The following is a 26,419-nucleotide window of genomic DNA, read 5'->3' as shown; positions in this document are numbered from 1 at the left end:
ATGCCTATAATCTGCAAAAAATAAAGTCGTGAGGCAGAATATGAGCAGTATAACGGGCAAGTTAGAACGCCCGATTTTCCGTCCACTGGGCGGTTTGGCGTTGAGTTGTCTTTTCCATGGAACACTAGCAATTATTTTTATTGGATGGGTTACGTCTTCCATCCCCAAAACAGGCGTATTGCCACCCGCAATTTCTTTGCAACTCGGGGTTTATCAGCTAGAGCAACAAGCGGAGCCTGAGGTGAACCATGCGCCTAAACAGCAAGTGGTGACTCGCGAGGAAACCTTGCCAGAAGTGGTGGAAAAAGCGGAGAAATTGCCTGAAACTGCACTGGTGGATAATGGTACGTTAACGAAAGTGACGGAGAGAAAACGCCCACCAAAGAAAAAAATTCCTCAAGAGAAAAAAGTGTTTGAAGATGCCCCTGTGACGACCCAAGAGTCTGCAGTGACATCCGCACCCGCGTCAGGAAGTGAATCCAGCAGCAGTGCAAACTTTTCTAGCAATGCCTCGATGGCAGTGAGTGGTCACCAAGGGTGGCAAAGCGAAGTTCATCAACGTATTGCAAAAACAAAGCGTTACCCACGTGCAGCGCTGCGTTTTCGCTCAACAGGGGTTTCCCAAGTGAAAGTGGTGCTGGATAGCAAAGGGGAAGTTGTCACCGCGAGTTTATTTAATTCGTCAGGCACAAAAATTTTAGATAAAGAAGCCATTGCAACAATTTCACGCGCGGCACCTTTTCCAGTACCGCCAGAAACTTTATTAGTTGATGGACGTGTGGAATTTATTGCTCCGATTGTATTTGATACAACCTCAATTTAAGCGTTATTTTTCCGATTGTGACGGCTTGCGCTTTGAGGCAGGCCGTTTTGGCCGATAAGGACGAGGCTCTTTTTTGCGCCGCAATCGGATTGGTTTTGCGCGAATAGCCGGCTCATCGCTTTGGTTATCTACTTCATTTTCTTCGTTATTTTCTTCAGTATTTACCACTAACGGTGGTGGCTGTTTGTGGCCTTTCTTTTTCTTCAATTTCAGTAAGGTATTGGCCAAAACAAAACCTATGCACAGCGCGAATAAAATAAAAATGCGTAATACATTGGTGCTGTTATCTGCTTGCTGAATTTCCGCTGCTAGCAATTCGGTATCAATTGTCAGGCGTAAGTAGCCTTTCGGTTCTTTCGCGCCTTGAATAGGGACAACAAGTTGATATTGAAAGTTTTGCAGCGAAGAATTATTGTCAATGGCAAGGCGTTCTTTGACTGTTGTTGGTTCTCCAACTTGAGTGACCAATGTCCCACTCGCGGTGTAGATACTCGCATCTAAAATATAGCGGTCTTTTGCCACATTATTTAAATTGGCATTAATTCGTTCCAAATTAAAATCTTTGCTGCCAGGAACAATATAATCAGATAAGCTGAAAGCAACCTGTTCAGCAAGAACATAAGTCAATTGTTTAAATTGCTCGATTCGGCTTTGATTTTGGCTATAACCTAAATAGGAAATGCCGTGCATCAGTAAAGTTACCAGCGCAACGCAGATAACGATAATGACAGTTTTATGTAGCCTGAAGGTGCGTTTCATTGCTTTATTGGTGCTCTCGACTTATTTTGAGTATAAAGATAGCCTTATACTCAAGTAATAGGGGTTTATATTTCGTTTTCGCAGTAAAAACGTAAGGTTATAAAGCCTTAAAGTTTAGTATAGTGGCTTCGTTCGGCTACTCGCAACACATCATTATAAAAAAGTTATTTCGATTACAGGAGCGCATTTTCATGTCAACGAGTTTGACCTATTGTTACCTACCCGACGAAATCCAAAAATGGCCTGGTCTGCCCCTTTCTTTAAGTGGGGAAGAAGTGATGCCCCTTGATTATCGTGCTGGTGACAGTGGGTGGTTGCTCTATGGTCGCGGTTTAGATAAAGCGAGGATCAGTAATTTCCAACAACGTCTGGGAATTGCGATTGTGATTGTATCTTCATGGCGCATTGATGACTACCAAGTTGTTAGGATTGCAGGCAGCATCACGCCAAGAATTAAAAAGCTCGCTGATGAATGTCAACTAGACGTGGTGCCATTAGGGCAAATCCCGCGCTTACGTTCGCCGGGGATTTTGTTGATGGATATGGACTCCACCGCAATTCAAATCGAATGCATTGATGAAATCGCCCGCTTAGCAGGGGTGGGTGAGCAAGTGGCCGAAGTCACTGAGCGAGCAATGCAAGGGGAGCTGGATTTTACCGAAAGCCTACGTGCCCGTGTCGCATTATTGGAAGGCGCAGATGCAGCTATCTTAGATAAAGTCTTAGAAACACTGCCATTAATGCCGGGGTTAACGAACCTTGTTCGTAAGCTACAAGCGATGAACTGGCATATTGCAATTGCCTCAGGCGGTTTTACGTTTTTCGCCGACAACCTAAAACAAAAACTCAAATTAGTGGCGGCTGTAGCGAACCAGCTTGAAGTGAAAAATGGTAAGCTAACAGGGAAAGTTAAAGGGCCGATTGTTGATGCAAAATATAAAGCGCAAACCCTAGTAAAACTGGCGGAAAAACTCGAGATCCCAATAGAGCAAACCGTGGCGATCGGCGATGGTGCCAATGACCTAAAAATGATCCGTAAGGCAGGTCTGGGAATAGCATATCATGCGAAACCAAAGGTGTATGCGAGAGCAAAAGTGGCGATTCGTCATGCGGATCTCATGGGGGTGTTGTGTGTACTCAGTGGGGGTCTGAAGCACGAGGAACGCTAATATTCTTCATGGTTTGCGCTGTAGCGGTGTTGGCTGCGCTCGCTAACCCTAGTCACATACTGGTGTATGCTCCTAGGGCTTAGCTTCACTTGCCGCCTTGCTACAACACAATCCATTTTGAATATTATGAGATTAATTTAACGCTAAATTAATAGATAAAAGAGTTTGCTGTAGAGGTGTTGGCTTCACTCGGCTGCTTGGGTCACATACTTGTGTATGCTCCCCAAGACATCCTCCTTTGCCGCCTAGCCACAACACGAACTATTTTGAATATTAGTTTTAAATTAATTTATAAGAAGAATCTGCTGTGGCGATGTTGGCTTCACTCGGCTGCTTGGGTCACATACTGGTGTATGTTCCTAGGGCTTAGCTTCACTTGCCGCCTTGCTACAACACAATCCATTTTGAATATTAAGCTAATTTAATTTTCGAGATTTCAAGACTCAAGAACATTAGAACATTGTGGTTCATCGGTTGTAAAACAGCATAATTTTAACGAGGAGTTTGGTGTGGCGAAAGGGGTAAAAAGGGCGTTTGTCTGTAATGAATGCGGGGCAGATTATCCGCGTTGGCAGGGGCAATGCAGTGCTTGCCATGCATGGAATACGATTACGGAAGTGCGTCTTGCCTCAACAAACTCGGCTTCACGTAATGACCGGTTAACGGGGTATGCGGGGAATGCGGCGGGGGTGAGTAAAGTTCAGAAACTCTCTGATATCAGCCTTGAAGAATTGCCTCGCTTTACGACAGGTTTTAAAGAGTTTGACCGTGTATTGGGCGGTGGAGTTGTGCCAGGAAGTGCCATTTTGATCGGCGGAAATCCAGGGGCGGGTAAAAGCACCTTGCTACTGCAAACCATGTGTTTGTTATCTCGTGAAATGAAAACCCTGTATGTTACGGGGGAAGAGTCATTGCAACAGGTGGCGATGCGCGCACACCGATTAGGTTTGCCTACAGACTCGCTCAATATGCTCTCTGAGACCAGCATTGAACAAATTTGTTTAACCGCAGAGCAAGAACAGCCTAAATTAATGGTGATTGACTCCATCCAGGTGATGCATATGGCGGATATCCAATCGTCACCAGGCAGTGTTGCGCAAGTCCGTGAAACTGCTGCCTATTTAACGCGGTTTGCCAAAACCCGCGGTGTCGCCATCATTATGGTAGGTCACGTGACCAAAGACGGCTCACTGGCAGGGCCTAAAGTGCTTGAACACTGTATTGACTGCTCGATTATGTTAGATGGTGATGCCGATAACCGTTTCCGTACCTTGCGTAGCCATAAAAACCGTTTTGGGGCAGTGAACGAATTAGGGGTGTTTGCTATGACAGAGCAAGGCCTCAAAGAAGTGAGCAATCCCTCCGCGATTTTCTTAAGTCGCGGCGATGAAATTACGTCTGGGAGTTCCGTGATGGTGGTGTGGGAAGGGACACGCCCACTGCTGGTGGAAATCCAAGCGCTGGTCGATCACTCAATGATGTCGAACCCACGTCGTGTAGCTGTTGGCTTAGAGCAAAACCGTTTAGCCATTTTATTGGCGGTGCTGCACCGTCACGGTGGCTTGCAAATGTCGGATCAAGACGTGTTTGTGAATGTAGTAGGGGGCGTAAAAGTGATTGAAACCAGTGCTGATCTCGCTTTGCTATTGTCTCTTGTATCCAGTTTCCGTGACAGGCCATTACCGCGCGACCTTGTTGTTTTTGGCGAAGTCGGGTTGGCGGGTGAAATTCGCCCAGTACCAAGTGGGCAAGAGCGTATTTCAGAGGCGGCAAAACACGGTTTTAAACGCGCTATTGTTCCCCATGCCAATATGCCGAAAAAATCACCACCAGATATGAAAGTGTATGGGGTGAAGAAATTAGCGGATGCATTAAGTATTTTGGATGAGCTATAACGCTTAGAGCAAAAAGGAAAAACCATGGCTGAATTTGACTATCTAAAAAACGCGATCAAAAGAGCGGGCTATACGCTTCAACAGGTTGCGGATGCGACAGATATGACCAAAGGCTATCTCAGCCAGTTGATTAACGACAAAATTAAGAGCCCAAGCGCCCAAAAAATCGCTGCGCTTCATCGCTTTCTTGGATTGGAATTCCCCAATCAGCAAAAAACGATTGGTGTGGTTTTTGGTAAATTTTACCCGCTACATACGGGGCATATCTATCTTATTCAGCGGGCGTGTAGCCAAGTGGATGAATTGCACATTATTTTGTGCCATGATGAACCTCGTGATAAAGAGCTGTTCGTCAATAGCTCCATGTCCCAACAACCCACGGTGAGCGACAGATTGCGTTGGTTGCTACAAACCTTTAAATATCAAAAAAATATTCATATTCATTCGTTTGATGAGCAAGGTATTGAGCCTTATCCACACGGTTGGGAAGTGTGGAGCGATGGAATGAAAGGCTTTTTGAAAAAGCACAATATTAACCCGAGATATATTTATTCTGGGGAAGCCAATGATACTCTGCGGTACAAGAAACACTTAGGTGTCGAAACTATTTTAATTGACCCTGAACGTACTTTTATGAATATCAGCGGCAACCAAATTCGCCAAGCACCTTTTCGTTATTGGGAATATATCCCAACGGAAGTTAAACCCTTCTTTGTTCGTAAAGTCGCTATTCTTGGTGGTGAATCCAGTGGAAAATCGACGTTAGTCAATAAGTTAGCTAATATTTTCAATACCTCCAGTGCATGGGAATATGGTCGTGACTATGTGTTTAGCCACTTAGGTGGTGATGAGATGGCATTGCAATATTCGGACTACGACAAAATTGCATTGGGGCATGCACAGTACATTGATTTCGCAGTGAAATATGCCAATAAAGTCGCATTTATTGATACCGACTTCGTCACGACTCAAGCCTTTTGTTTACGCTATGAAGGTAAAGAGCACCCATTTGTTCAGGCATTGATAGACGAATACCGATTCGATTTGGTAATAGTTTTAGAGAATAACACCCCTTGGGTGGCAGATGGTTTAAGAAGCTTGGGCAGTGATAAAGACCGAAAAGCTTTTCAAAACCTACTGATTGAAATGCTTAAGAAAAATAATATTGAATTTGTGCGGGTGGAATCCTCAGATTACGATACACGCTTCTTGGAGTGTGTCACCCTCGTTCAGCAGTTATTGATGCTAGATGACTTATAAAATCCCCCAATAAAAAACGGCATCTAGTGATGCCGTCATATGATATTGCTTTGCTAATCAGAACGATGTCTTAAAAGATCTGAAGTTAAGCTACAAATAATAATATTCAAAATAATTCAGTTTGCAGGTAGGCGGCAAATGAAACTAAGCCCTAGGAGCATACACCAGTATGTGACTAGGGTTAGTAAATGAAGCCAACACCCCTGCAACCTGAAGAATGAAGAATATTTATTTGGTCATTCGTTTATATTTCATTCGATGCGGCTGCAACGCTTCTGCACCTAACGTCCGCTTCTTGTAATCTTCATACTCAGAGAAGTTACCTTCGAAGAACGTAATATTACCTTCATCTTGATAATCAATGATATGCGTAGCGATACGGTCAAGGAACCAACGGTCATGGGAAATAACCATTGCACAACCAGGGAACTCTAACAGCGCATTTTCTAATGCACGTAAGGTTTCTACGTCGAGGTCGTTGGTTGGTTCATCGAGTAACAGCACGTTGCCGCCCACTTGCAGCAGTTTTGCTAAGTGTAAACGACCGCGTTCACCACCGGATAATTCGCCAACATGTTTACCTTGGTCAACGCCTTTAAAGTTAAATCGGCCAACGTAAGCACGGCTTGGGATCTCGAAATTGCCGATGCGCATGATGTCTTGTCCGTTGGAAATTTCTTCCCACACGGTTTTGCTGTCATCCATTGAGTCACGGAATTGGTCAACAGACGCGATTTTTACCGTCTCACCCAAGGTGATCGAGCCTGAGTCTGGTTGCTCTTGGCCTGAAATCATACGGAACAAGGTCGATTTACCCGCACCGTTTGGACCGATGATCCCAACAATGGCTCCTTTAGGAATGGAGAAATTCAGGTTATCGATTAATACGCGGTCGCCATAAGATTTGCTTAGGTTTTCAACTTCGATCACTTTGTCACCTAAACGTGGTCCAGGTGGAATAAAGAGCTCGCTTGTTTCATTACGTTTTTGATATTCAACGTTATTAAGTTCTTCAAAGCGAGCAAGGCGTGCCTTACCTTTCGATTGACGGCCTTTTGGATTTTGGCGGATCCACTCAAGTTCTTTCTCGATAGACTTACGGCGAGCGGCTTCAGTTGATGCTTCTTGCGCCAAACGTTCATCTTTTTGCTCAAGCCAAGAGGAGTAGTTACCTTCCCATGGAATACCTTCACCACGGTCAAGTTCGAGGATCCAACCTGCAACGTTATCTAAGAAATAGCGGTCATGCGTGATGGCGACAACGGTGCCTTCGTAGTCATGTAAGAAGCGCTCTAACCACGCAACGGATTCGGCATCCAAGTGGTTGGTTGGCTCATCGAGCAGCAGCATGTCTGGTTTTTCCAGCAGTAGGCGGCAAATTGCCACACGGCGGCGTTCCCCCCCAGAGAGGTTTTCGATTTTTGCATCCCAAGCTGGCAGGCGCAGCGCATCAGCAGCACGCTCCAGTTGGTTATCTAAATTGTGGCCATCTTGTGCTGAAATAATCGCTTCTAACTCGCCTTGTTCTTTGGCCAGTTTATCAAAATCAGCACCTTCTTCAGCGTAGGCGGCATAAACTTCGTCTAAACGCGTTAATGCACGTTTAACTTCGCCAACAGCCTCTTCCACCGCTTCACGCACAGTGTGCTCAAGGTTCAGTTTTGGTTCTTGTGGCAGGTAGCCGATTTTTAAACCAGGTTGCGGACGTGCTTCACCTTCGATATCGGTATCAATACCCGCCATAATGCGCAGTAATGTTGATTTACCTGCACCGTTGAGACCTAAAACACCGATCTTAGCCCCCGGGAAGAAGCTCAGAGAGATATTTTTTAAAATATGACGTTTCGGTGGAACAATTTTTCCAACCCGATACATACTATAAACGAATTGAGCCAAGTTATTTACCTTTTGTTTTATAAAGGGAATTTTAATTTTATGCTGTTTTCTGTACGTCAGGGGAAAATGCCCTAAAAGACAGAGAAAAACCGCGATAAATTGTTTGTCCTGAACTATACCTGAACATCAGAGGATCATCCATCCCTCCCCGTTATCTGATGAGAGATAGGCAGATAACAGCGGTGTTTTATTTTTAAACATTTACTTTTTTAACTCTGACTGTGTAGTGAGTCGATACGCTATACAGGGAGTGAATTGTGATAAAAAGTTTTATGCACAAAGGAATAGAGCGTTTTTTAGGATGGTAATTACCTCAGGTATTCAAGCGAAACATATTACAAAATTATGGATACCGCTTACTGCGTTAAATACGACCAAAAGGCCACAAGATATGTCTGCACCTAGTTGGAAACTACATCAGTTAAAAGATGCTGATTTGCAAAGTCATTGGTCAATATCCGTCAATGGAAATTGGCGATTAACGTTTAAATTTGAGGGTGAAGATGCCATCCTCGTTGATTATCAAGATTATCATTAAGGTGAAAATCATGAATAAAATGCATAACCCTGTACACCCTGGTATTGTGCTGCGTGAGTATTTAGAGGGAATTTCAGTGACAGACGCTGCGAAAGGGCTGGGTGTCACACGTGCAACATTGTCGCGTATTCTTAATGGTAGCAGTGGCGTTTCAGCAGATATGGCGATCCGCTTGGAAATGGCATTAGGAACCAGTGCAAAGATGTGGGTAGAAATGCAGGCTCAATATGAACTTTGGCAAGCTTCTTTGGAAGAACGCCCCGCAATTAAACCGTTATTTCCGAGGAGCAAAGACTTTAAATCATTTATGGGCTGACTGATACGTAAAAGACTGTAAAGTCGATAAATTCAAGAACTCTCCGCTGTTACTAAATAAAAACTTTCGGTAGCATTCACAGTATTGATATATGTTTAATATACCCGTAATCCTTCAAGTTGCAGCGCTTTTCGTTGAGGTATAAGTGACAGCGCTCAGTTAGCAGAGTCACATAGTTTATCTATGCTCCTCGCCTATCTTCGCTTGTCGCCTACCTGCAACTCGAATTATTTGGGGTATATATAGGTTAAGGTTTCTCCTGTATTTTGACTTTAGTTTAGCGATGGAGCGAGAGGATATGAAACGTTGGTTAGCGGCAGTTCCAGTAACAATGATGCTGGTTTCTAGCACCGTATGGGCAGATTCCCTACAGTCACAGCGGGAGCGGTATCAAGCGATTAAAACCGCTTGGGATGCAAATAAAATGGATGAAGTGGAGCGCTTATTGCCGACGTTGCATGATTATCCTCTTTATCCCTATTTGGCTTACCGTGAGTTGACGCAAGATCTTGATATTGTTTCACCTCGTCAAGTTCAAGAGTTTATTAATGCCTATCCAACGCTACCTGTTGCTAAGAATTTAAAAACGCGTTTTGTCAATGAACTTGCCCGTCGCCAAGAGTGGAAATCATTGCTTGAATTTAGTCCTGAGGCACCAAAACCTGCCGAAGCACAATGTAATTTCTATTTTGCTAACTGGGCGGTTGGGAACAAACAAGTGGCTTGGCAAGGCGCTGAAAAAGCGTGGTTAAATGGCCATTCAATGCCCACTGCCTGCGATAAACTATTTAACGAATGGGAAAAAGCAGGCTATTTAAGTGCTGAAATGGTGCTGGAGCGTATTAATCTGGCGATTAAAGAAGGGAACCCGTCGATTGCCAGTTATTTAGCAAAACGTCTACCGCCGAGTTATAAAACCATTGGTGATGCGTTGATTAAATTGCAAAATGAGCCAGCTTCGGTGGTTTCGTTTGCAAACACTGTCACCCCAACGGATTTTACTCGCCAAGCAACCATTGCGGCATTTAACCGTTATGCTCGCCAATCGCCAGATGCTGCTCGCTCCGTATTAAGCAGCGTAAGCTCTGCGCAAAAAATGAATATGGCTGAAAGCCAGCAGCTAAAAGACAGCATTGCATGGCAGTACATGGGGGATGTGACTCCTGAACAAGCGCAGTGGCGTGATGAAACTATTCAGGAAACGAACTCAGCTTCGTTAAAAGAGCGCCGTGTTCGTCTTGCGTTAGGGCAAGGGGATAAAATGGGTGTCGCTTCATGGTTAAGGCAGCTTCCAGCGGAAGTGAAAAACAAAGAAGAATGGCAATATTGGCAGGCGATTACGCTAATTGATGCAGGGAAAAAAGCGGAAGGCGAAACGCTGCTTCGCCAGCTAACTGAAAAACGTGGTTTCTACCCGATGGTTGCCGCACAAGTGTTAGAGATTGATTACCCTGTGTTAGTCAAAAGCGCGGTGAAGCCTGATGCGAGCATCAGCCAGCTCCCTGAAGTCCAACGTGTGCGAGAGCTAATGTATTGGGAAATGGATAATTTAGCGCGCTCAGAATGGGCAAGCTTGGTGGCATCCCGCCCAGCTAATCAACAAGAACAGTTGGCCCGTTATGCGTTCGATAATAAATGGGCGGATCTCAGCGTGCAAGCGACGATCAAGGCAAAACTGTGGGATCACCTTGAAGAGCGCTTCCCATTGGCGTGGGATAAAGAATTTAATCTGTATACCAAATCAAAAGACATACAAAAAAGTTATGCGATGGCGATCGCCCGCCAAGAAAGTGCTTGGAACCCGCAAGCACGTTCGCCTGTTGGTGCGACAGGTTTGATGCAGTTAATGCCAGCAACCGCAAAACATACGGCACAGAAGCAAGGCATTGATTATGTGAATACTAGCCAGCTAACTAACCCAACGATGAACATCGAGCTGGGGACGGCTTATCTGGAAGATGTGTATCAGCAATTTGGTAACAACCGTATCTTAGCCAGTGCAGCCTATAACGCAGGCCCATCACGAGTGACACGTTGGCTAGGAAACAGCGGTGGTCGCATCGATGCCGTGGCATTTGTTGAAAGTATTCCATTCTCGGAAACTCGCGGGTACGTGAAAAATGTGCTGTCGTATGATTTATTTTATCGCCATTTTATGGGGCAAAAGAATAGTAAGGTTCTTATGCCTAACGAATGGAATATGAAATACTAAAAATACTCTTCATATTTCGAATTGTAGGGGTGTTGGCTTCATGTGTTAGCCCTAGTCACATACTTTTGTATGCTCCTAGGGCCTAACACATTTTGCCGCCTACCTACAATCCGAACTATTTTGAGTATTAAGACTTGTCATATTTCGAATGATAGGGGGTTGGCTTCATGTGTTAGCCTAGCCACATACTTTTGTATGCTCCTCGAGCTATCCTCGCTGGTCGCCTAGTCACAACTCAAATTATTTAGCGTATTAATGCAGTAACTAAATGAAATTCGCTTTTTTTTTGTTTGGTTGGTTGATGATTTCTAATCAGAGTGTGTTATCATTTGTACTAGTTAAATAGTATGGATGGATAAACGATGACAGCAAATCAACACAATGATCCGGCGCTAACGGCCGATGAGAACGCTGACTGGCTGCGCTTTGTGAATTTACTTCAATTGGCATTTGAACAAGATATTCAATTGCCAGTTCTGCAATTATTACTCACCCCTGATGAACGAACGGCGTTAGCAACCCGAGTAAAAATCGTGCAAGAATTGATGCGCGGTGAAATGAGCCAACGAGAATTGAAAAATGAGCTCGGTGTTGGGATCGCAACAATTACACGTGGGTCAAATAGCTTAAAATCAGCGCCTATTCCTGTGAAGGAATGGTTAGAGCAGCAACTCCTCTGATATTCGTTATACTTCGCACGATGACGTTGTTGACTGCTCTCGGCTACTTGGGTCACATACTTATGTATGCTCCCCAAGCTATCCTCGCTGGTCGCCTAGTCACCGCACGAATTATTTAGAATATCCATATTCGTTATGCTTCAAATTAGAATATCCTATTTGTCATGCTTCGAATGAATACACATAAAAAAAGTATGGTTTCCCATACTTTAGTGTGTATAAAAGTGGTGCTTTTGCCTACATGCAATTTTAATTATTTTGAGTATAATTAGTCTTCGACTTGGTTTAGCTCTTTATAAATTTCATGCTTAATGGGAACCAAAGCCAGTATCAAGGCTTGTTGGTAAACACTGGTGCGGGTTAATACACCGTCAGTGAAAAAACCGATGGCACCACCTTGTTGTTTGATATTATCGATACCCGTCAAAAAGGCCATTTCATCGCCAAGTTCACGACCTTCGCGAATACCTGCCAGAATTTTTTCTGGGATCATAATACTTGCAGAGCGAGACTCACCGCGAATTTGTTTGTGTTCAATGACAATCCAAGCGAAAGTCATGTCATCATCAATACCCGCTTCAATACCGACCCAAAAGTCGGCTTCAGGGCGAACTTGTCTTGAAGCCATCACGCGTTGTCTAGCACCTGTACGGGTTTCATTATTACCGATAGGTTGCTGTGGAACACTGCTATCGACATTAATATCTTCAATTTGATAACTGCCAGGCCCAAATACAGCATCGAAAGCTAGATTGATCGCTTTAATTTTGGCAGGGTTAGTCGTTGCAGCTATAACTTGGTACATTCATTATTTTCCTTTGAACACATACTTCGAAAAGTAATAACGGAACACATCTATGTTACAGGTTTATCTTGTTCGCCATGGCGAAACTGAATGGAATTTGGCTCGTCGCATCCAGGGACAATCTGATAGCCCTCTGACAGCCACAGGACGATTGCAAGCAAAGCAGGTGGCTGAAAGGATAAAATCAGAAGGCATTACCCATATTATCACTAGTGATATGGGGCGCACACTAGAAACTGCACAAATCATTGCAAGTGTATGCGGATGTGAAATTATCACAGAACCGCGTCTACGTGAACTAAATATGGGCGTGTTAGAGCAAAGAGCGATTGAATCATTGACGGCAGAAGAAGAACAATGGCGCAAAAGTTTGATTGATGGCACTCGTGGTGGACGTATCCCGAATGGTGAATCCATGGAGGAACTCTACACTCGTATGTTTGCCGCGTTGAATAGCTGCTTAGATTTACCCGAAGGTAGTCGTCCATTATTAGTGAGTCACGGTATTGCATTGAGTTCATTAATTAGCCGTATCATGGGGGTTCCTGCATACTCAGAGCGTCGTTTACGTTTACGTAATTGCTCGTTATCTCGCGTGGATTACCAAAACAGCCCTTGGTTAGCGAGTGGTTGGATTGTTGAAACGGCAGGGGAAGTTACTCATCTTACGCAACCCGCGTTGGATGAACAGCAGGGATAGTGATAGAAAAAAGGCGTTTCAACGGTGAAACGCCTTTTGTTTAAGCTGCTGCAGCAACATCCGTTTTGATAGGGACATAATAGTCAAACGTATCGATGTGCGTTTTGGGGTCATCACTGTCAGGTTTTATGTTATGTAGCTCTATGTTTTTTAATCGATAGTGTTCGATATCATAACCTGGTCGACGGGTTAAATTAAGTTTTGGTAAATAAACACCGTAGATTTGATACAGAAACTCTTGTAGTGCATCACGAGTTGGCACACCACTAAATGAAAATTTGACGTAATTTCCACTCGGTAGGGTGATATTCGAGTATTGATCCGTATTGAAACTCGCATCTTCTGGTTTTACAGCCGTGGTATAAAACACCGTCTGCTCATCCTCTTTTTCGGGATTATGGATCGCATGATGCAAGCCAAAAACCTCAGAGGCAATAGTTGTAGTGTTATCCAAATAGTAGTGCCAGAACGATTGGCGCATTTTCGAACACGCAGTTGACCATTCTTCGAGAGCATATGAACAGCTTTGTTCTAAGCCAACCAGTGACAGCTCAGGCATTTGCATAAACTCATGATCAATATTGACGTGGTTATCTAAAATAATTGGCGGGCAAATACCCGCGGCGCACCATTCTTCACTGCGGCGATAAAAAGCGGGCGTTAGGTTAAACTGCTTTTTAAAGGCGCGCGTAAATGTTTGTTGCGAGTCAAAGCGATATTGCAGAGCAATATCTAAAATTGGTCGGCTGGTTAAACGTAGTGCTACAGCCGCACGAGAAAGCCTTCTGGCTCGAATATAAGCGCCAATCGCTTGGTCAGTGACCTCTTTAAACATACGTTGCAAGTGCCACTTAGAGTAGCCTGCTTTTGCGGCGACATTATCCAGCGAAAGCGGTTTATCGAGGTTATCATCTATCCAGCGAAGCAAGTCGCGAATAATATTAGTTTGATCCATGTATATCCCCAGCCAATGCGACTTATCGAACAGATATAATCTATCAATGAATTGCTATTCTATATCAAGTTATCTTTTTCGTTTATAGTAAATGAGTTGTATTTGAGAATTAGTTAGAAAAGTGAATAATTAACTCTGTAACGGTGTTTTATTGGTTTAAATTGAATAGGAAACCCAGTATGCGTTTTTCCACATTAAAAAAGGTTGTATTTGCGTCATTATTAGCGGTGGCGTCTGGTTCAGCGCTCGCTGAAGAAGTTGGTTCAGTGGATACTGTGTTTAAAATTTTTGGGCCAGACCATAAAATTGTTGTTGAAGCCTTTGATGACCCTGATGTTGAAAATGTCACATGCTATTTGAGTCGTTCAAAAACGGGTGGGATCAAGGGCGGGTTGGGGTTAGCGGAAGATACTTCAGATGCAGCAATTTCCTGCCAACAAGTTGGCCCTATTGAGCTGAGCGACCGTGTAAAACGCAAGCCAACAAAAGGTCAGGTTGTTTTCCAGAAAAGAACGTCGTTAGTTTTCAAGAAGCTGCAAGTGGTGCGTTTTTATGATCCAAAACGGAATGCACTAATTTATTTAACTTACTCAGATAAAATGATCGACGGTTCCCCGAAAAATGCCTTAAGTGCTGTGCCGATTATGCCTTGGTGATGCTGAGCGAGTGATAAACACAAAAAAGCACCTTTTCAGGTGCTTTTTTACATCGAAAAATAGAGAGCTAATTATTCGTCTAAATCACCACAGAAACGATAGCCTTCACCGTGAATAGTCGCGATGATTTCTGGCGTGTCTGGTGTCGATTCAAAGTGTTTACGGATACGACGGATAGTTACGTCAACCGTTCTGTCGTGTGGTTTTAATTCACGACCAGTCATTTTCTTCAGTAAATCAGCACGGGTTTGAATTTTGCCCGGATTCTCACAGAAATGCAGCATCGCACGGAACTCACTACGTGGTAATTTGTAGTGTTCACCTGCTGGGCTGACTAATGAACGGCTGTTAATGTCCAATTCCCAACCATTGAATTTATAACTTTCAACAAGACGGCGTTCTTCAGTGCCACCTGCTAAATTCATGGTACGAGATAATAGATTACGCGCACGAATGGTCAGTTCACGTGGGTTAAATGGTTTGGTGATATAATCATCAGCGCCAATTTCGAGGCCAAGGATTTTATCGACTTCGTTATCACGGCCTGTTAGGAACATTAAAGCGATGCTTTCTTGCTCACGCAACTCACGTGCCAATAATAAACCGTTTTTACCTGGTAAGTTAATATCCATGATGACTAAATTGATGTCATGCTCAGAGAGGATATTGTTCATCTCTTCGCCATCAGTTGCCTCATGGACCACATAGCCTTCCGCTTCAAAGATACTTTTCAGCGTATTGCGTGTGACAATCTCATCTTCAACAATCAAAATGTGTGGGGTCTGCATAGTTGCTACCTAAGTATTAAAATAAAAATACTGAACTCACAAGCCGTTTCCAGTTAGGTGGTTATTAATATTGTTCTCTGGGAAAACACGTTTATGAGTATAAATTTGTTTTGAAATTCAACAGTGACTTTATGTTGCCGTTTCTAGCAATTGACTCTAAAAGTGAATCAAAATATAAGCACTCTCCCAATATTGGGCTGTTAACAGCAATATAACAGCTAATACTGCATTTACCACCTAAAAAACTAACTTTTGTTGATACATATCAAAATCAATTGTAGCACGTTAACAAAAATTGTTAGGTAGATAATTATATAAATTAACTTGTGGTTTAGATATCAGATAGGAGCTTAAAATTGCAGGAGCTAATGAGAGGGATTCCTGTTTGGGATTGATATTAAAGCAATAAGTTTTTAGCCGGCTAAATATACCATGACTATTAATGCTCAATTTGTGACCTAGTTCGAATTCTAGAGGGTTATTTGTATTGCCAGAAAGCCTCTTTGGAGAATCAGTGATAGCGGGAAGATAAAATAAAAACATCTATCTTGGGGTTTTGTGGTGTTTAGTTTGGAAAGTTCTCTATTTTATTTTAATTAATTGGTTTTTTTTACAATTAAGAAACATATTACTCAGTGTTGTTGTTGGGTAGATACCAATAAAATCATAATACTAAGTAAAAAAACTTAGTTTTGGATAGGTGATTTTACTTGAGAAGAAAAAATCAAAATAACAATGAATTTTTTGTTTTTAGAGATGTACATCGCTCACAGTAAAGCCAGAACACTTGTTATTTTTGGTTATTTAATGACCTGGTTTGAATTAAAATTTTCAAAAAGATATTAAACTTAAAATTTAATATTTTATGGTGTTAAAAACTGCATTTTTTATATTCACTCTGTTTTTATTCAAGGTTTAGCTCTTTTTGTAGATAGTTTTTAATCAAAAAAAAGCAATTTTAGCCATATGTTTTTACAAATAAATTTGACAATTTATAGCAATTGCTTTAACCGTATAGGGAGAAACCTAATGAATCAAATGAGACAGACAGAATTTATGCGTAATATCAGCCTGACTATTATTATTACCACCACCACCGTAACCACAGGAAACGGGGCGGGCTGACGCATCCAAAAAATAAAAATGAAAAAGCCCGCATCCCTACCAGATGCGGGCTTTTTTTTGGTGTTAATTCAGGAGAGAAATACCATGCGTGTGCTTAAATTTGGCGGTACTTCGGTTGCGAATGATGAACGAGTACTGAATGTTGCTGACATTGCTGAAAGTAAATTAGCAGATGGGCAAGTGGCTCTGGTGTTGTCAGCACCAGCAAAAATCACAAACCATCTCGTTGCAATGATTGATAAAACGGTTGCAGGTCAGGATGTCATCACGCATGTGAATGATGCCGAAATGATTTTTGCTAGCTTGTTAAAAGGATTGAAAGAAAAACAGCCTGGTTTTGAATATGACAGGTTGAAAAAACTCACTGAACAAGAATTCGCGCAAATTAAACAAGTACTGCATGGTATTACTCTTCTAGGCCAATGTCCTGATAGCATTAACGCATCAATTATTTGTCGTGGTGAAAAACTGTCAATTGCCATTATGGAGTCCGTTTTAAAAGCTCGGGGTCATAACGTCACGGTAATCAATCCTGTCGAAAGTTTATTAGCCAAGGGGCACTACCTCGAGTCTACAGTTGATATTAATGAGTCAACAAAGCGTATAGCTGATCTAAATATTCCCAAAGACCACTTTGTGTTAATGGCTGGATTCACCGCAGGTAATGAAAAAGGGGAGTTAGTCGTTTTAGGGCGTAACGGTTCTGACTACTCAGCAGCCGTATTAGCTGCCTGTCTACGCGCAGATTGTTGTGAAATCTGGACTGATGTTGATGGTGTTTATACCTGTGACCCACGTCTTGTACCTGACGCCCGTTTATTGAAAGGGATGTCGTATCAAGAAGCCATGGAGCTTTCTTATTTCGGTGCTAAAGTTCTTCATCCTCGAACAATTGCCCCAATTGCCCAGTTCCAAATCCCTTGCCTAATCAAAAACACCACTAACTTAAGCGCTCCAGGCACCCTAATTGGTGACGGTCAAACAGATGATAGCACACCAGTAAAAGGCATTACTAACCTGAACAATATGGCGATGATCAACGTTTCAGGGCCTGGAATGAAAGGGATGGTAGGGATGGCTGCACGTATTTTCTCAGTGATGTCTCGTAAGGGGATCTCTGTCGTGCTAATCACTCAATCGTCGTCTGAATACAGTATTAGCTTCTGTGTGCCTCAAGGAGAATTGCAGCGTGCACGTACAGCTCTTGAAGAAGAGTTCTATCTAGAACTTAAAGATGGCGTATTAGACCCGCTGGATGTGATGGAGCAACTGGCTATCATCTCCGTTGTTGGTGATGGTATGCGCACATTAAAAGGCATCTCTGCGCGTTTCTTCTCGGCATTGACCCGCGGTAATATCAACATAGTGGCAATCGCCCAAGGTTCGTCTGAGCGCTCTATTTCTGCTGTGATTGCAAATGAGTCAGCGACAACAGCGGTTCGCCTCTGTCACCAAATGCTGTTTAATGCAGAACAAGTGATTGAAGCATTCATCGTTGGTGTCGGCGGTGTGGGTAATGCATTGATTGAACAAATTCATCGCCAACAGCAATGGTTGAAGCAAAAACACATCGACCTGCGTGTGTGCGGTATTGCTAATTCGCGCGCAATGTTGACCAATATGCAGGGCATTGATCTGGATAATTGGAAAGCAGAATTAGCACAAGCAAAAGAACCGTTTAGTTTAAGTCGTTTGATCCGTTTAGAACGTGAATATCATTTCTTAAACCCAGTGATCATCGATTGCACCTCTAACCAAGAAATTGCTGAACAATATGTGAACTTCTTAAAAGATGGTTTTAACGTGGTGACACCGAACAAGAAAGCAAACACGTTATCCATGGATTATTACCATCAATTACGTACCGCAAGTGAAACGTCAAAGCGTAAGTTTTTATATGATACAAATGTGGGAGCGGGTCTGCCTGTTATCGAAAACCTGCAAAATTTATTGAATGCAGGTGATGAACTGGTGCACTTTAGCGGTATCTTATCAGGTTCATTATCCTTTATTTTCGGTAAGTTAGATGAAGGGATGTCATTATCTGAAGCAACAACCTTGGCGAAAGAAAAAGGCTTTACTGAGCCAGATCCTCGTGATGATTTATCAGGGATGGATGTTGCGCGTAAATTATTAATTTTAGCCCGTGAAGCAGGTTATAAATTAGAGTTACAAGATATTGAAATTGAAGCCGTTCTCCCAGCTGATTTTGACAGCTCAGGCCCAGTTCCTGAGTTTATGGCACGTTTACCGCAACTCGATGCTCAATTTGCTGAACGCATAAAAGCCGCTGAAGCAGAACAAAAAGTGTTACGCTATGTTGGATTGATAGAAGAAGGGCGCTGCCAAGTTAAGATTGTTGCAGTGGATGGTAATGACCCGCTCTTTAAAGTCAAAAATGGCGAAAACGCATTGGCTTTCTATACACGCTATTACCAACCAATTCCTTTAGTATTAAGAGGTTATGGTGCGGGTAATGATGTTACAGCAGCGGGTGTATTTGCAGATATGTTACGTACTCTGTCATGGAAATTGGGAGTTTAATAAGTGATTAAAGTTTATGCACCCGCTTCAATTGGTAATGTTAGTGTCGGGTTTGATGTCCTTGGGGCGGCGGTTTCACCCGCTGACGGCTCATTATTAGGCGATTGTGTGACTGTCGAAGCGGCAGAGACGTTTTCGTTAACCAATAAAGGCAAATTTGTTTCTAAGCTACCAAAGAAAAACGAGCACAATATCGTTTACCAATGTTGGCAGCTGTTTTGTGAGCGTTTGGGGAAAACCTTGAATGTGGCAATGACGCTGGAGAAAAACATGCCAATTGGCTCTGGCTTAGGTTCGAGCGCATGTTCTGTTGTTGCTGCACTGATGGCGCTGAATGAATTTGCGCAAAAGCCGTTCGATGACACTCAGCTGCTTGGCATGATGGGAGAATTGGAAGGGCGTATTTCAGGTAGCGTGCATTACGATAACGTCGCACCGTGTTTCCTTGGCGGATTACAGCTGATTATTGAGCAAAATGGTATTATTTCACAACCTGTACCAGCATTTGAAAATTGGTATTGGGTAATGGCGTATCCAGGAATTAAAGTCTCGACAGCTGAAGCGCGTGCTATCTTACCAAACAGCTATCCGCGTCATGATATCGTTAATCATGGGCGTTATCTCTCGGGCTTTATTCACGCTTGTCATACTCACCAGCCATTATTGGCGGCGACGATGATCCAAGATGTTGTCGCAGAGCCATACCGTACACAATTGCTGCCTGGCTTTGCTGAGGCTCGTCAAAATGCTAAAGAAATTGGTGCATTAGCTTGCGGGATCTCTGGCTCAGGGCCAACATTATTTGCTATTTGTGATGACAAACTCATCGCCGAAAAAATGGCCACGTATTTGCAACAACATTATATTCAGAATGATGAAGGCTTTGTGCATATCTGCCGTTTGGATCTCGCCGGGGCAAGGACAATAGGGTAAACAATGAAACTGTATAATTTAAAAGATAACAACGAACAAGTCAGCTTTGCGCAAGCCGTCAAGCAAGGTTTAGGCAAGCAACAAGGCCTATTTTTTCCACAAGATTTGCCAGAATTTAGCACAGCAGAAATCGACGAATTATTAAAATTAGATTTCGTTACGCGCAGTAGTAAAATTCTGAGCGCATTTATTGGTGATGAGATTCCAGAAGCAGAGCTTGCGGCGCGTGTTAAAACGGCATTTACTTTCCCTGCACCTGTTTCTAAAGTGGAAGATGACGTGGCAACTCTAGAGCTATACCACGGGCCAACATTGGCATTTAAGGACTTTGGTGGACGCTTTATGGCACAAGCTCTGGGGCAAGTTGCAGGTGAGCAACCTGTGACTATTTTAACCGCAACGTCTGGTGATACAGGTGCGGCAGTGGCACATGCTTTCTATCGTTTAAATAACGTCCAAGTCGTGATCCTCTACCCAGAAGGCAAAATTAGCCCGCTACAAGAAAAACTGTTCTGTACGCTGGGTGAAAATATTCACACGGTGGCAATTAAAGACGATTTCGATGCATGCCAAGCATTAGTTAAACAATCGTTTGATGATGAAGAGTTGAAAAAAGCGTTATTTTTAAACTCCGCGAACTCGATCAATATCAGCCGCTTATTAGCGCAGATCTGTTATTACTTTGAAGCGGTTGCACAGATCCCAGCAGAAAAACGCGATCAACTGGTGATCTCGGTTCCTAGCGGCAACTTTGGCGATCTCACGGCAGGTTTATTGGCGAAATCCATGGGCTTACCTGTTAAACGCTTTATTGCGGCAACCAATGTGAATGACACTGTTCCACGTTATTTAGTCGAAGGTGAGTGGAAACCGCATCAAACTGTCGCAACATTGTCTAATGCGATGGATGTGAGCCAGCCAAATAACTGGCCACGTATTGAAGAACTCTTCCGCCGCAAAGGTTGGTCTTTGAAAGAACTTGGATTTGGTGCAGTTGATGATGAAGTGACAAAAGATACTGTTCGCGAATTGGATAAAAAAGGCTATTTATCTGAACCTCATGCGGCGGTTGCTTACCGTGTGTTACGTGATCAACTCCAAGCGGGTGAATATGGTCTATTTTTAGGTACGGCACATCCTGCTAAGTTTAAGGAAAGTGTTGAAGAAATCCTTAATAAGGAAATACCTTTACCGAAAGAATTAGCTGAGCGTGCAGATTTGCCATTGTTATCGCATTTCTTACCCTCTGATTTTGCGCAGCTACGTCACTTTTTGATGAAACTTGCACCTAAATCATAATTAGAAATCATTCGTAAAAATAATACAAAGTGGGATAAACAAAGAGAATATCCCACTTTATTTGTAAGTATTGCCAAAAAATAACTATCATTTGTTTATATAACTATTGCTCAGGTGAATAAATTAAGTGCAATGTTATATCTTAATAACTTAAGAATGTTTATGGCCTTTATTGTCGTTAACCCAGACATCGCCCTCATCTCCATTTGTTGCTTGAGTCTGATTTGAATGTAGATAAATAATAGGTGGAGTTAGAATCGGTGGAAAAATTGGTAAGGCAGAAGATACTAGAGGGAATAATATTAATGAGAATATAGTGGATTTTATATACATATAATTTCCTTTTTTAAAAGTTAAAATTGAACTGCATAAAAAAGACTAGTTTATTTATGGTCAGGTTAAAAGCAAATCTAGAATAGATAACGTAATAAAATTTAATTTATTCAATTAAATAATAAAAATTAATTTTAATAATTTGATATGTTAAGAATAAGCCATATTTGTATATTAATATGGCTTTTAATTATACTCTAATTCATTCTATTGGAATGAAACTGTATTTCTTTTTGAATTGATTCAGATGAACTGTTTTTGTTGAAGTTTAGCATGGCAATGGCTTTTTCATGCTCATTCATATCACTAAATAGTTTTGCTACTGAGGTTTCACTTTTGGTCGATTTTTTTGATTTTTCTTGATGTTTTTCAATCATACTCAAGATAGATGCTGAGGTATTATTGTGGGTAAAACTTAAAGCAATAGCGGCTTGTTCATGACTATCCAGTTGCGAAAATGGTTCGGTAGAACGAGTGTTTTTATTTGTGGATATACCAGCTTGGTTTAAATGACGATTAATCGCTTTTAGATTGGAATAAGCCGTATTGTTCTCGGTGAAACTTAGTGCTGTAGCCGCATTTTCATGTATTTCAGCATTAGTTTGGGCTAATGCAACCTGAGTTGTTGATACCAGAAGCGTTAAGGCAAAGACAAACTTGTTCATAATAAATCCTTATTAAATTAAATTGCTTTTCTTGTTACTATAATAAGGTTTCATTTCTGTCTTCATGCTGACGCTTAAATGACAAAAATGCCATTTAAGCGTTATTGGGATTAAAAATTTTTTGGCAAAATTAAAGTGAAACGTGTTGAATAATCATCTGAAGAGACTGTTATATATCCTTTGTGCGCTAAAATAATTGATTTAACAATTGCTAGGCCAATTCCGCTTCCTTCATTTTTTCGTTGTCTTGACTTATCAACTCGATAAAAACGGTCAAAAAGTTTTGGTAAGTGTTCTTCTGGTATTTTAACTCCAGGGTTACTTATAATAAGCTCAATACCATTTTTTATATTGGATATATTAATACTAACAGAGTCACCCTTGGGCGTATAACGAATAGCATTTGAAATTAAATTTGTGATAGCTCTTCTAAGCATATCTTTGTCAGCCATAATTGGTTCTGCATCTCCAATAAGCTTCAGTTTTATTTCATTGTCTTCAGCAAGATATTCAAAATAATCAAAAATTAACTCAATCTCAGCTTTAATATGAATAAGTTTTTTTTCAGGGATAAGCATATTATCATCTGCTTGAGCAAGAAAAAGCATATCGGATATCATTCTGGAAAGTCGGTTATATTCTTCTAGGTTTGAATAAAGGACTTCGACAAGCTCCTCTTTTGTCCGATTTTTATTTAGCGAAATTTGAGTTTCTGTCATTAAGTTTGTAATCGGTGTTCGCATCTCGTGAGCGATATCGGCAGAAAAATTAGTCTGCCGAACAAAAACATCCTCAATTTTCACTATCATTTGGTTAAATGATTCAGTGAGCTGCTTTAATTCTTTTGGTACGGATGTGGGGTCTAACCGAATGCTCAAATTTTCCGACGTGACATTTTTAATTTTGTCACTGACTTCTTTAAGGGGCTTAAGCCCTTTAATGACGAGAAAATAGACAATAATAACTGTTAATAAACAGAGTAAAACAGCACTAATGATTAAGTTATTGATTAAGGAGCTCAGGTAATCATGATGAAAGTTAAGAGAAAGTGCGGTTACTAATCGATATTTTTTTGTGTCATTCGGCACGCGAACCTGAATATGACTTTCAGCAATACGGTAATTTTCAAGATATTGGTCGTGGTTATCTTTTTCAACATTATAGTTTTTTAATGCTTCAATAATTTCTTTATTCGTATTGGGGGAAACTAACGTATTACCCTGATTATCTGAAAGGTAAACAGCAATATCTTGGTGCTCATTTAAAATAGTTTGTATACGAGAAAATTGTTCATTTTGTGGATCTGAGTTTTCACTTAATAAGCTACTAATGGTTAAATTTATCTGGCTTAAGGTGTATTCGTCCTGTTGCTTAAAATGTAACACAACGGAGTTGATCATGATCCAACTAAATAATAATAAAGCCAGTGATAGTGTCGCACCGATCAAAATGACGAGTCGAGTTAAGATAGAGACAGGCGTATTAAATAATTTAATCATTTTCTGGGATCTCTAGTAAATATCCCATTCCTCTGATGGTATGGATCAATTTTGGCTCGTAATTGAGATCTATTTTTGATCTTAAACGCTTAATCGCCACATCAATGACATTGGTATCACTGTCAAAATTCATGTCCCACACTTTTGAGGCAATCAAAGAGCGAGATAAAACCTCACCTTGGTGTAAAACAAAAAATTCAAGTAGCGCGAATTCTTTACTGGTTAAATTAATTTTATCGTTGGCACGAGTAACGCGTCGTTTTATTAAATCGACATGAAGGTCTGCAATATGAAATTGAGTTTTTTGGATACTATTATTACCACGGCGCAGTAATGTACGAACGCGTGCTAGTAATTCAGAAAAATCGAAAGGTTTGATTAAATAATCATCGGCTCCCAATTCGAGCCCTTTTACTCGATGCTCAACATTACCTAATGCTGTTAGCATTAATATGGGGGCATTTTTTCCCATCGCTCGCAAATTTTTGGCAATTTCCCAACCATTAATATCGGGTAGCATCACATCAAGAATAATTAAATCATACGCTTCAGTTGTCGCCATATGCAGGCCTGTGATCCCATTCTCTATTGCATCAACCACAAAGCCAGATTCTGTTAATCCTTTGGATAAATATTCTCTGGTTTTATGTTCATCTTCCACAATCAGTAATTTCACAGTCACCTCAACGACAATATTTGTACGACTTCATTCTAAGCATTGAAATCCACAAATGTAAAATGACAAATTTGTCATTTTCATGTCATGAATCTAACAGATGGTTTTTTTTACGATAACGCTAATTTAAATCACTAGAGGCATGGCTATACCATGTATTTTCCCAAAATATTATTGATAGCGAATGCCCTAATTTTAAGTGGCTGTGTTTCATTAGCGCCTGAATACCAACGCCCAAATTTAAATATCCCGAACCAATTAAACAGCGGTGCACCCACCTCAAGTGAAAAATCAACATTTTCAGTACCAAGCTGGCAAGCATTTATTCAAGACTCGCAACTAAAAGCGGTTATTCAGCGTGCGCTTGAAAAAAATAGTGATCTTTATTTAGCGGTATTGGATGTCGAAGAAGCTCGAGCCCGTTTTGGGTTAGCCAGTGCAGAAAAATATCCGCAGATGAATGCTTCAATGGGGAGCGAGTATAGCCAAGGGTTACAGCAAGGCGCTGTATTCGATAAAAAATATAATGCAGGCGTAGATATTCGCTATGAATTGGATTTTTTTGGGCGAATAAGGAACTTAACTGAAGCCGATAGAGCCAAATTTATTGCCTCAGAAGAGATGCTCAGAGCGACTCAAATTTTAACCATTAAAACGGTCGCTGAGGCTTATCTAGATGTGGCGTATAACCAGCAACTCTTATTGATTGCACAAGAGACGAAAGCCAGTTACCTCAATAGCCAGTCGATTGTGGCACAAAAAGTGGCAGCGGGAAAAGCGACATTAGCTGATTTAGAACAAGCGAGAGGGCAAGTTCAGTCAATTGAGATCAATATCGAAAACATTCACCGCGAAATTGCCAGAAATGAAAACTTAGTGAATTTTTTAACGAATGACTATATTCAACAAGTCAAAATGCCAGAAGGTGGTTTTGAGCTTAATTACCCGTTGATTACAGCCCCCTCAGCCTTATCGTCTGACATTCTATTAAGCCGTCCAGATATTATAGCAGCAGAGCAAAATATTATTTCTGAAAATGCCAATATTGGCGTAGCAAGAGCCGCCTTTTTCCCGTCGATTTCCTTCAATACTGGTGTTGCTAACAGTAACGACTCGTTATCTGGCTTATTTGATTCTTCTAATGGTATTTGGAATTTTATTCCTAAAATCACCTTACCTATTTTTACTGGGGGAACAAATAGCCGAAATCTAGAGCTCGCAAATATTCGTAAAAATAAAGCCATAGTGAACTACGAAAAAAGTATTCAAGTAGCATTTCGTGAAGTGAAAGATGCGTTGGTTATTAAGTCGAGTTTGGAGAGGCAATTAAGTGAGCAGGTACTGTACGTCAATACATTGCAGAGTGTCTTAACACAGAAACAATCAAGTTACCGCCATGGGGGTGCTAGCTACCTTGATGTACTTGAAGCACAGAGAGGCTTATTTACTGAGCAGCAAAATTTATTGAAGTTAAAAATCGAACAGCAGAAGAATGAGGTGACTTTATTCTCTGCACTAGGTGGTGGGTTTATTAAATCATAAGGATAAGTATGAAAAAGTTAAACGGCATTATTTTTGCCCTTTCAATCGGCATGTTCACTGCGACAGGTTACGCAAATACAGCGGATCATAATCACTCAGTTTACCCCGAAAAAGTTGCAGAACCTGTTATCAATACGGAAGGGAAATTAATTTCTATTGATAAAGAAAATAAGAAATTAACGATTAACCACAAAGAGATTGAAAGTATTGGTTGGCCACCAATGACGATGCGCTTCACTTATGAAGATGAAAATATGATTAAAGGCTTACAAGACAATGACGAATTAAAATTTTCCTTTGAGCAAAAAGGCAATCTTTCAATATTGAAATCCGTCGAAAAAATAAACTAAT

At 41.5% G+C, this 26,419-nt stretch carries 24 protein-coding genes and 1 other annotated feature; of the genes, 16 read left to right on the top strand and 8 right to left on the bottom strand.

Annotation, left to right across the window (positions count from 1 at the left end):
- Positions 1–40 precede the first annotated feature (40 nt).
- Positions 41–823: an energy transducer TonB gene (locus AABS66_RS11295; protein ID WP_430224926.1), complete on the top strand. Its 783-nt coding sequence runs from the start codon at positions 41–43 to the stop codon at positions 821–823.
- Positions 824–826: 3 nt separating this feature from the next.
- On the opposite strand, the gene AABS66_RS11290 is transcribed toward AABS66_RS11295, so the two are convergent.
- A complete protein-coding gene (locus AABS66_RS11290) occupies positions 827–1,582 on the bottom strand; it encodes an AhpA/YtjB family protein (RefSeq protein WP_206084500.1) in 756 nt (251 codons plus the stop codon).
- A 191-nt stretch (positions 1,583–1,773) separates the two neighbouring features.
- Between AABS66_RS11290 and serB the strand changes: the two genes are divergently transcribed.
- The 3 genes from serB (at position 1,774) to nadR (ending at position 5,906) form a co-directional block, all read left to right on the top strand.
- A complete protein-coding gene (serB, locus tag AABS66_RS11285) occupies positions 1,774–2,751 on the top strand; it encodes a phosphoserine phosphatase (RefSeq protein WP_206084501.1) in 978 nt (325 codons plus the stop codon).
- A 509-nt stretch (positions 2,752–3,260) separates the two neighbouring features.
- Positions 3,261–4,646: a DNA repair protein RadA gene (gene radA / locus AABS66_RS11280; protein WP_430224925.1), complete on the top strand. Its 1,386-nt coding sequence runs from the start codon at positions 3,261–3,263 to the stop codon at positions 4,644–4,646.
- A 24-nt stretch (positions 4,647–4,670) separates the two neighbouring features.
- Entirely contained in the window at positions 4,671–5,906 is a 1,236-nt protein-coding gene (gene nadR, locus AABS66_RS11275; protein ID WP_206084502.1) for a multifunctional transcriptional regulator/nicotinamide-nucleotide adenylyltransferase/ribosylnicotinamide kinase NadR, read from the top strand.
- A gap of 228 nt (positions 5,907–6,134) precedes the next feature.
- Here the strand turns inward: nadR and ettA are convergent, their stop codons facing one another.
- Positions 6,135–7,802, bottom strand: a complete 1,668-nt coding sequence (ettA, locus tag AABS66_RS11270) for an energy-dependent translational throttle protein EttA (protein WP_430224924.1) — start codon at positions 7,800–7,802, stop codon at positions 6,135–6,137.
- 301 nt (positions 7,803–8,103) lie between these two features.
- Between ettA and AABS66_RS11265 the strand changes: the two genes are divergently transcribed.
- The 4 genes from AABS66_RS11265 (at position 8,104) to trpR (ending at position 11,548) form a co-directional block, all read left to right on the top strand.
- Positions 8,104–8,340 carry a type II toxin-antitoxin system RelE/ParE family toxin gene (locus AABS66_RS11265; RefSeq protein WP_241016853.1) on the top strand — a complete coding sequence of 79 codons (237 nt, stop codon included), beginning with the start codon at positions 8,104–8,106 and terminating at the stop codon, positions 8,338–8,340.
- Positions 8,341–8,350: 10 nt separating this feature from the next.
- The gene (locus AABS66_RS11260; RefSeq protein WP_349415722.1) at positions 8,351–8,656 is read left to right on the top strand and encodes a HigA family addiction module antitoxin; all 306 of its coding nucleotides are present in this window, start codon (positions 8,351–8,353) and stop codon (positions 8,654–8,656) included.
- Between the two features lie 298 nt (positions 8,657–8,954).
- Positions 8,955–10,868 (top strand): murein transglycosylase, encoded by a 1,914-nt coding sequence (gene sltY, locus AABS66_RS11255; protein ID WP_430224923.1) that lies wholly within the window; start codon positions 8,955–8,957, stop codon positions 10,866–10,868.
- Between the two features lie 362 nt (positions 10,869–11,230).
- Complete coding sequence (gene trpR / locus AABS66_RS11250; protein WP_206084506.1) at positions 11,231–11,548, top strand: trp operon repressor; 318 nt, start codon at positions 11,231–11,233, stop codon at positions 11,546–11,548.
- Between the two features lie 268 nt (positions 11,549–11,816).
- Here trpR and yjjX read toward each other — a convergent pair whose 3' ends face one another.
- Positions 11,817–12,353 carry an inosine/xanthosine triphosphatase gene (yjjX, locus tag AABS66_RS11245; protein ID WP_047756997.1) on the bottom strand — a complete coding sequence of 179 codons (537 nt, stop codon included), beginning with the start codon at positions 12,351–12,353 and terminating at the stop codon, positions 11,817–11,819.
- A gap of 52 nt (positions 12,354–12,405) precedes the next feature.
- Here yjjX and gpmB point away from each other — a divergent pair, with 52 nt between their 5' ends.
- Positions 12,406–13,053, top strand: coding sequence for a 2,3-diphosphoglycerate-dependent phosphoglycerate mutase GpmB (gpmB, locus tag AABS66_RS11240; RefSeq protein WP_206084507.1), 648 nt, complete (start codon positions 12,406–12,408; stop codon positions 13,051–13,053).
- Positions 13,054–13,093: 40 nt separating this feature from the next.
- Here gpmB and robA read toward each other — a convergent pair whose 3' ends face one another.
- On the bottom strand, positions 13,094–14,008 hold the full coding sequence (gene robA, locus AABS66_RS11235; RefSeq protein ID WP_206084508.1) for an MDR efflux pump AcrAB transcriptional activator RobA: 915 nt from the start codon (positions 14,006–14,008) through the stop codon (positions 13,094–13,096).
- Positions 14,009–14,187: 179 nt separating this feature from the next.
- Here robA and creA point away from each other — a divergent pair, with 179 nt between their 5' ends.
- Positions 14,188–14,664 carry a protein CreA gene (gene creA / locus AABS66_RS11230; RefSeq protein WP_206084509.1) on the top strand — a complete coding sequence of 159 codons (477 nt, stop codon included), beginning with the start codon at positions 14,188–14,190 and terminating at the stop codon, positions 14,662–14,664.
- A 71-nt stretch (positions 14,665–14,735) separates the two neighbouring features.
- Here the strand turns inward: creA and arcA are convergent, their stop codons facing one another.
- The gene (gene arcA, locus AABS66_RS11225; protein ID WP_206084510.1) at positions 14,736–15,452 is read right to left on the bottom strand and encodes a two-component system response regulator ArcA; all 717 of its coding nucleotides are present in this window, start codon (positions 15,450–15,452) and stop codon (positions 14,736–14,738) included.
- A gap of 966 nt (positions 15,453–16,418) precedes the next feature.
- On the opposite strand from arcA, the gene thrL reads away from it, so the two are divergent.
- From thrL to thrC, 4 genes are all read left to right on the top strand, one after another.
- Entirely contained in the window at positions 16,419–16,577 is a 159-nt protein-coding gene (gene thrL / locus AABS66_RS11220) for a thr operon leader peptide (protein WP_306803831.1), read from the top strand.
- Positions 16,516–16,637, top strand: a sequence feature (Thr leader region). It overlaps the preceding gene by 62 nt.
- A 24-nt stretch (positions 16,638–16,661) precedes the next feature.
- Positions 16,662–19,121 (top strand): bifunctional aspartate kinase/homoserine dehydrogenase I, encoded by a 2,460-nt coding sequence (gene thrA, locus AABS66_RS11215; RefSeq protein WP_206084787.1) that lies wholly within the window; start codon positions 16,662–16,664, stop codon positions 19,119–19,121.
- A 3-nt stretch (positions 19,122–19,124) separates the two neighbouring features.
- Positions 19,125–20,054, top strand: coding sequence for a homoserine kinase (gene thrB / locus AABS66_RS11210; RefSeq protein ID WP_206084512.1), 930 nt, complete (start codon positions 19,125–19,127; stop codon positions 20,052–20,054).
- Positions 20,055–20,057: 3 nt separating this feature from the next.
- Positions 20,058–21,353 carry a threonine synthase gene (gene thrC, locus AABS66_RS11205; protein WP_206084513.1) on the top strand — a complete coding sequence of 432 codons (1,296 nt, stop codon included), beginning with the start codon at positions 20,058–20,060 and terminating at the stop codon, positions 21,351–21,353.
- A gap of 530 nt (positions 21,354–21,883) precedes the next feature.
- Here thrC and AABS66_RS11200 read toward each other — a convergent pair.
- The 3 genes from AABS66_RS11200 to AABS66_RS11190 form a co-directional block, all read right to left on the bottom strand.
- Complete coding sequence (locus AABS66_RS11200) at positions 21,884–22,351, bottom strand: hypothetical protein (RefSeq protein ID WP_430224922.1); 468 nt, start codon at positions 22,349–22,351, stop codon at positions 21,884–21,886.
- Between the two features lie 110 nt (positions 22,352–22,461).
- Positions 22,462–23,850 (bottom strand): Cu(+)/Ag(+) sensor histidine kinase, encoded by a 1,389-nt coding sequence (locus AABS66_RS11195; RefSeq protein ID WP_272574283.1) that lies wholly within the window; start codon positions 23,848–23,850, stop codon positions 22,462–22,464.
- Positions 23,843–24,526, bottom strand: a complete 684-nt coding sequence (locus AABS66_RS11190) for a heavy metal response regulator transcription factor (RefSeq protein ID WP_349415726.1) — start codon at positions 24,524–24,526, stop codon at positions 23,843–23,845. The genes AABS66_RS11195 and AABS66_RS11190 overlap by 8 nt, the downstream gene beginning before the upstream one ends.
- Before the next feature lie 153 nt (positions 24,527–24,679).
- Between AABS66_RS11190 and AABS66_RS11185 the strand changes: the two genes are divergently transcribed.
- On the top strand, positions 24,680–26,068 hold the full coding sequence (locus AABS66_RS11185) for an efflux transporter outer membrane subunit (RefSeq protein WP_430224921.1): 1,389 nt from the start codon (positions 24,680–24,682) through the stop codon (positions 26,066–26,068).
- 8 nt (positions 26,069–26,076) lie between these two features.
- A complete protein-coding gene (locus AABS66_RS11180; protein WP_241016854.1) occupies positions 26,077–26,418 on the top strand; it encodes a copper-binding protein in 342 nt (113 codons plus the stop codon).
- Position 26,419: the final 1 nt, after the last annotated feature.

It is taken from the genome of Providencia sp. SP181, from assembly GCF_050446505.1.
Taxonomy (GTDB): domain Bacteria; phylum Pseudomonadota; class Gammaproteobacteria; order Enterobacterales; family Enterobacteriaceae; genus Providencia; species Providencia vermicola.
This window is presented reverse-complemented; position numbering and strand designations above follow the sequence as displayed.

Excerpts from the sequence above, each read along its gene's own strand:
- AABS66_RS11295 (WP_430224926.1), top strand. The coding sequence starts at position 41 with ATGAGCAGTATAACGGGCAAGTTAGAACGCCCGATTTTCCGTCCACTG.
- AABS66_RS11290 (WP_206084500.1), bottom strand. The coding sequence starts at position 1,582 with ATGAAACGCACCTTCAGGCTACATAAAACTGTCATTATCGTTATCTGC.
- serB (WP_206084501.1), top strand. The coding sequence starts at position 1,774 with ATGTCAACGAGTTTGACCTATTGTTACCTACCCGACGAAATCCAAAAA.
- nadR (WP_206084502.1), top strand. The coding sequence starts at position 4,671 with ATGGCTGAATTTGACTATCTAAAAAACGCGATCAAAAGAGCGGGCTAT.
- AABS66_RS11265 (WP_241016853.1), top strand. The coding sequence starts at position 8,104 with ATGGTAATTACCTCAGGTATTCAAGCGAAACATATTACAAAATTATGG.
- AABS66_RS11260 (WP_349415722.1), top strand. The coding sequence starts at position 8,351 with ATGAATAAAATGCATAACCCTGTACACCCTGGTATTGTGCTGCGTGAG.
- sltY (WP_430224923.1), top strand. The coding sequence starts at position 8,955 with ATGAAACGTTGGTTAGCGGCAGTTCCAGTAACAATGATGCTGGTTTCT.
- trpR (WP_206084506.1), top strand. The coding sequence starts at position 11,231 with ATGACAGCAAATCAACACAATGATCCGGCGCTAACGGCCGATGAGAAC.
- yjjX (WP_047756997.1), bottom strand. The coding sequence starts at position 12,353 with ATGTACCAAGTTATAGCTGCAACGACTAACCCTGCCAAAATTAAAGCG.
- gpmB (WP_206084507.1), top strand. The coding sequence starts at position 12,406 with ATGTTACAGGTTTATCTTGTTCGCCATGGCGAAACTGAATGGAATTTG.
- robA (WP_206084508.1), bottom strand. The coding sequence starts at position 14,008 with ATGGATCAAACTAATATTATTCGCGACTTGCTTCGCTGGATAGATGAT.
- creA (WP_206084509.1), top strand. The coding sequence starts at position 14,188 with ATGCGTTTTTCCACATTAAAAAAGGTTGTATTTGCGTCATTATTAGCG.
- arcA (WP_206084510.1), bottom strand. The coding sequence starts at position 15,452 with ATGCAGACCCCACACATTTTGATTGTTGAAGATGAGATTGTCACACGC.
- thrL (WP_306803831.1), top strand. The coding sequence starts at position 16,419 with ATGTTTTTACAAATAAATTTGACAATTTATAGCAATTGCTTTAACCGT.
- thrA (WP_206084787.1), top strand. The coding sequence starts at position 16,662 with ATGCGTGTGCTTAAATTTGGCGGTACTTCGGTTGCGAATGATGAACGA.
- thrC (WP_206084513.1), top strand. The coding sequence starts at position 20,058 with ATGAAACTGTATAATTTAAAAGATAACAACGAACAAGTCAGCTTTGCG.
- AABS66_RS11200 (WP_430224922.1), bottom strand. The coding sequence starts at position 22,351 with ATGAACAAGTTTGTCTTTGCCTTAACGCTTCTGGTATCAACAACTCAG.
- AABS66_RS11195 (WP_272574283.1), bottom strand. The coding sequence starts at position 23,850 with ATGATTAAATTATTTAATACGCCTGTCTCTATCTTAACTCGACTCGTC.
- AABS66_RS11185 (WP_430224921.1), top strand. The coding sequence starts at position 24,680 with ATGTATTTTCCCAAAATATTATTGATAGCGAATGCCCTAATTTTAAGT.
- AABS66_RS11180 (WP_241016854.1), top strand. The coding sequence starts at position 26,077 with ATGAAAAAGTTAAACGGCATTATTTTTGCCCTTTCAATCGGCATGTTC.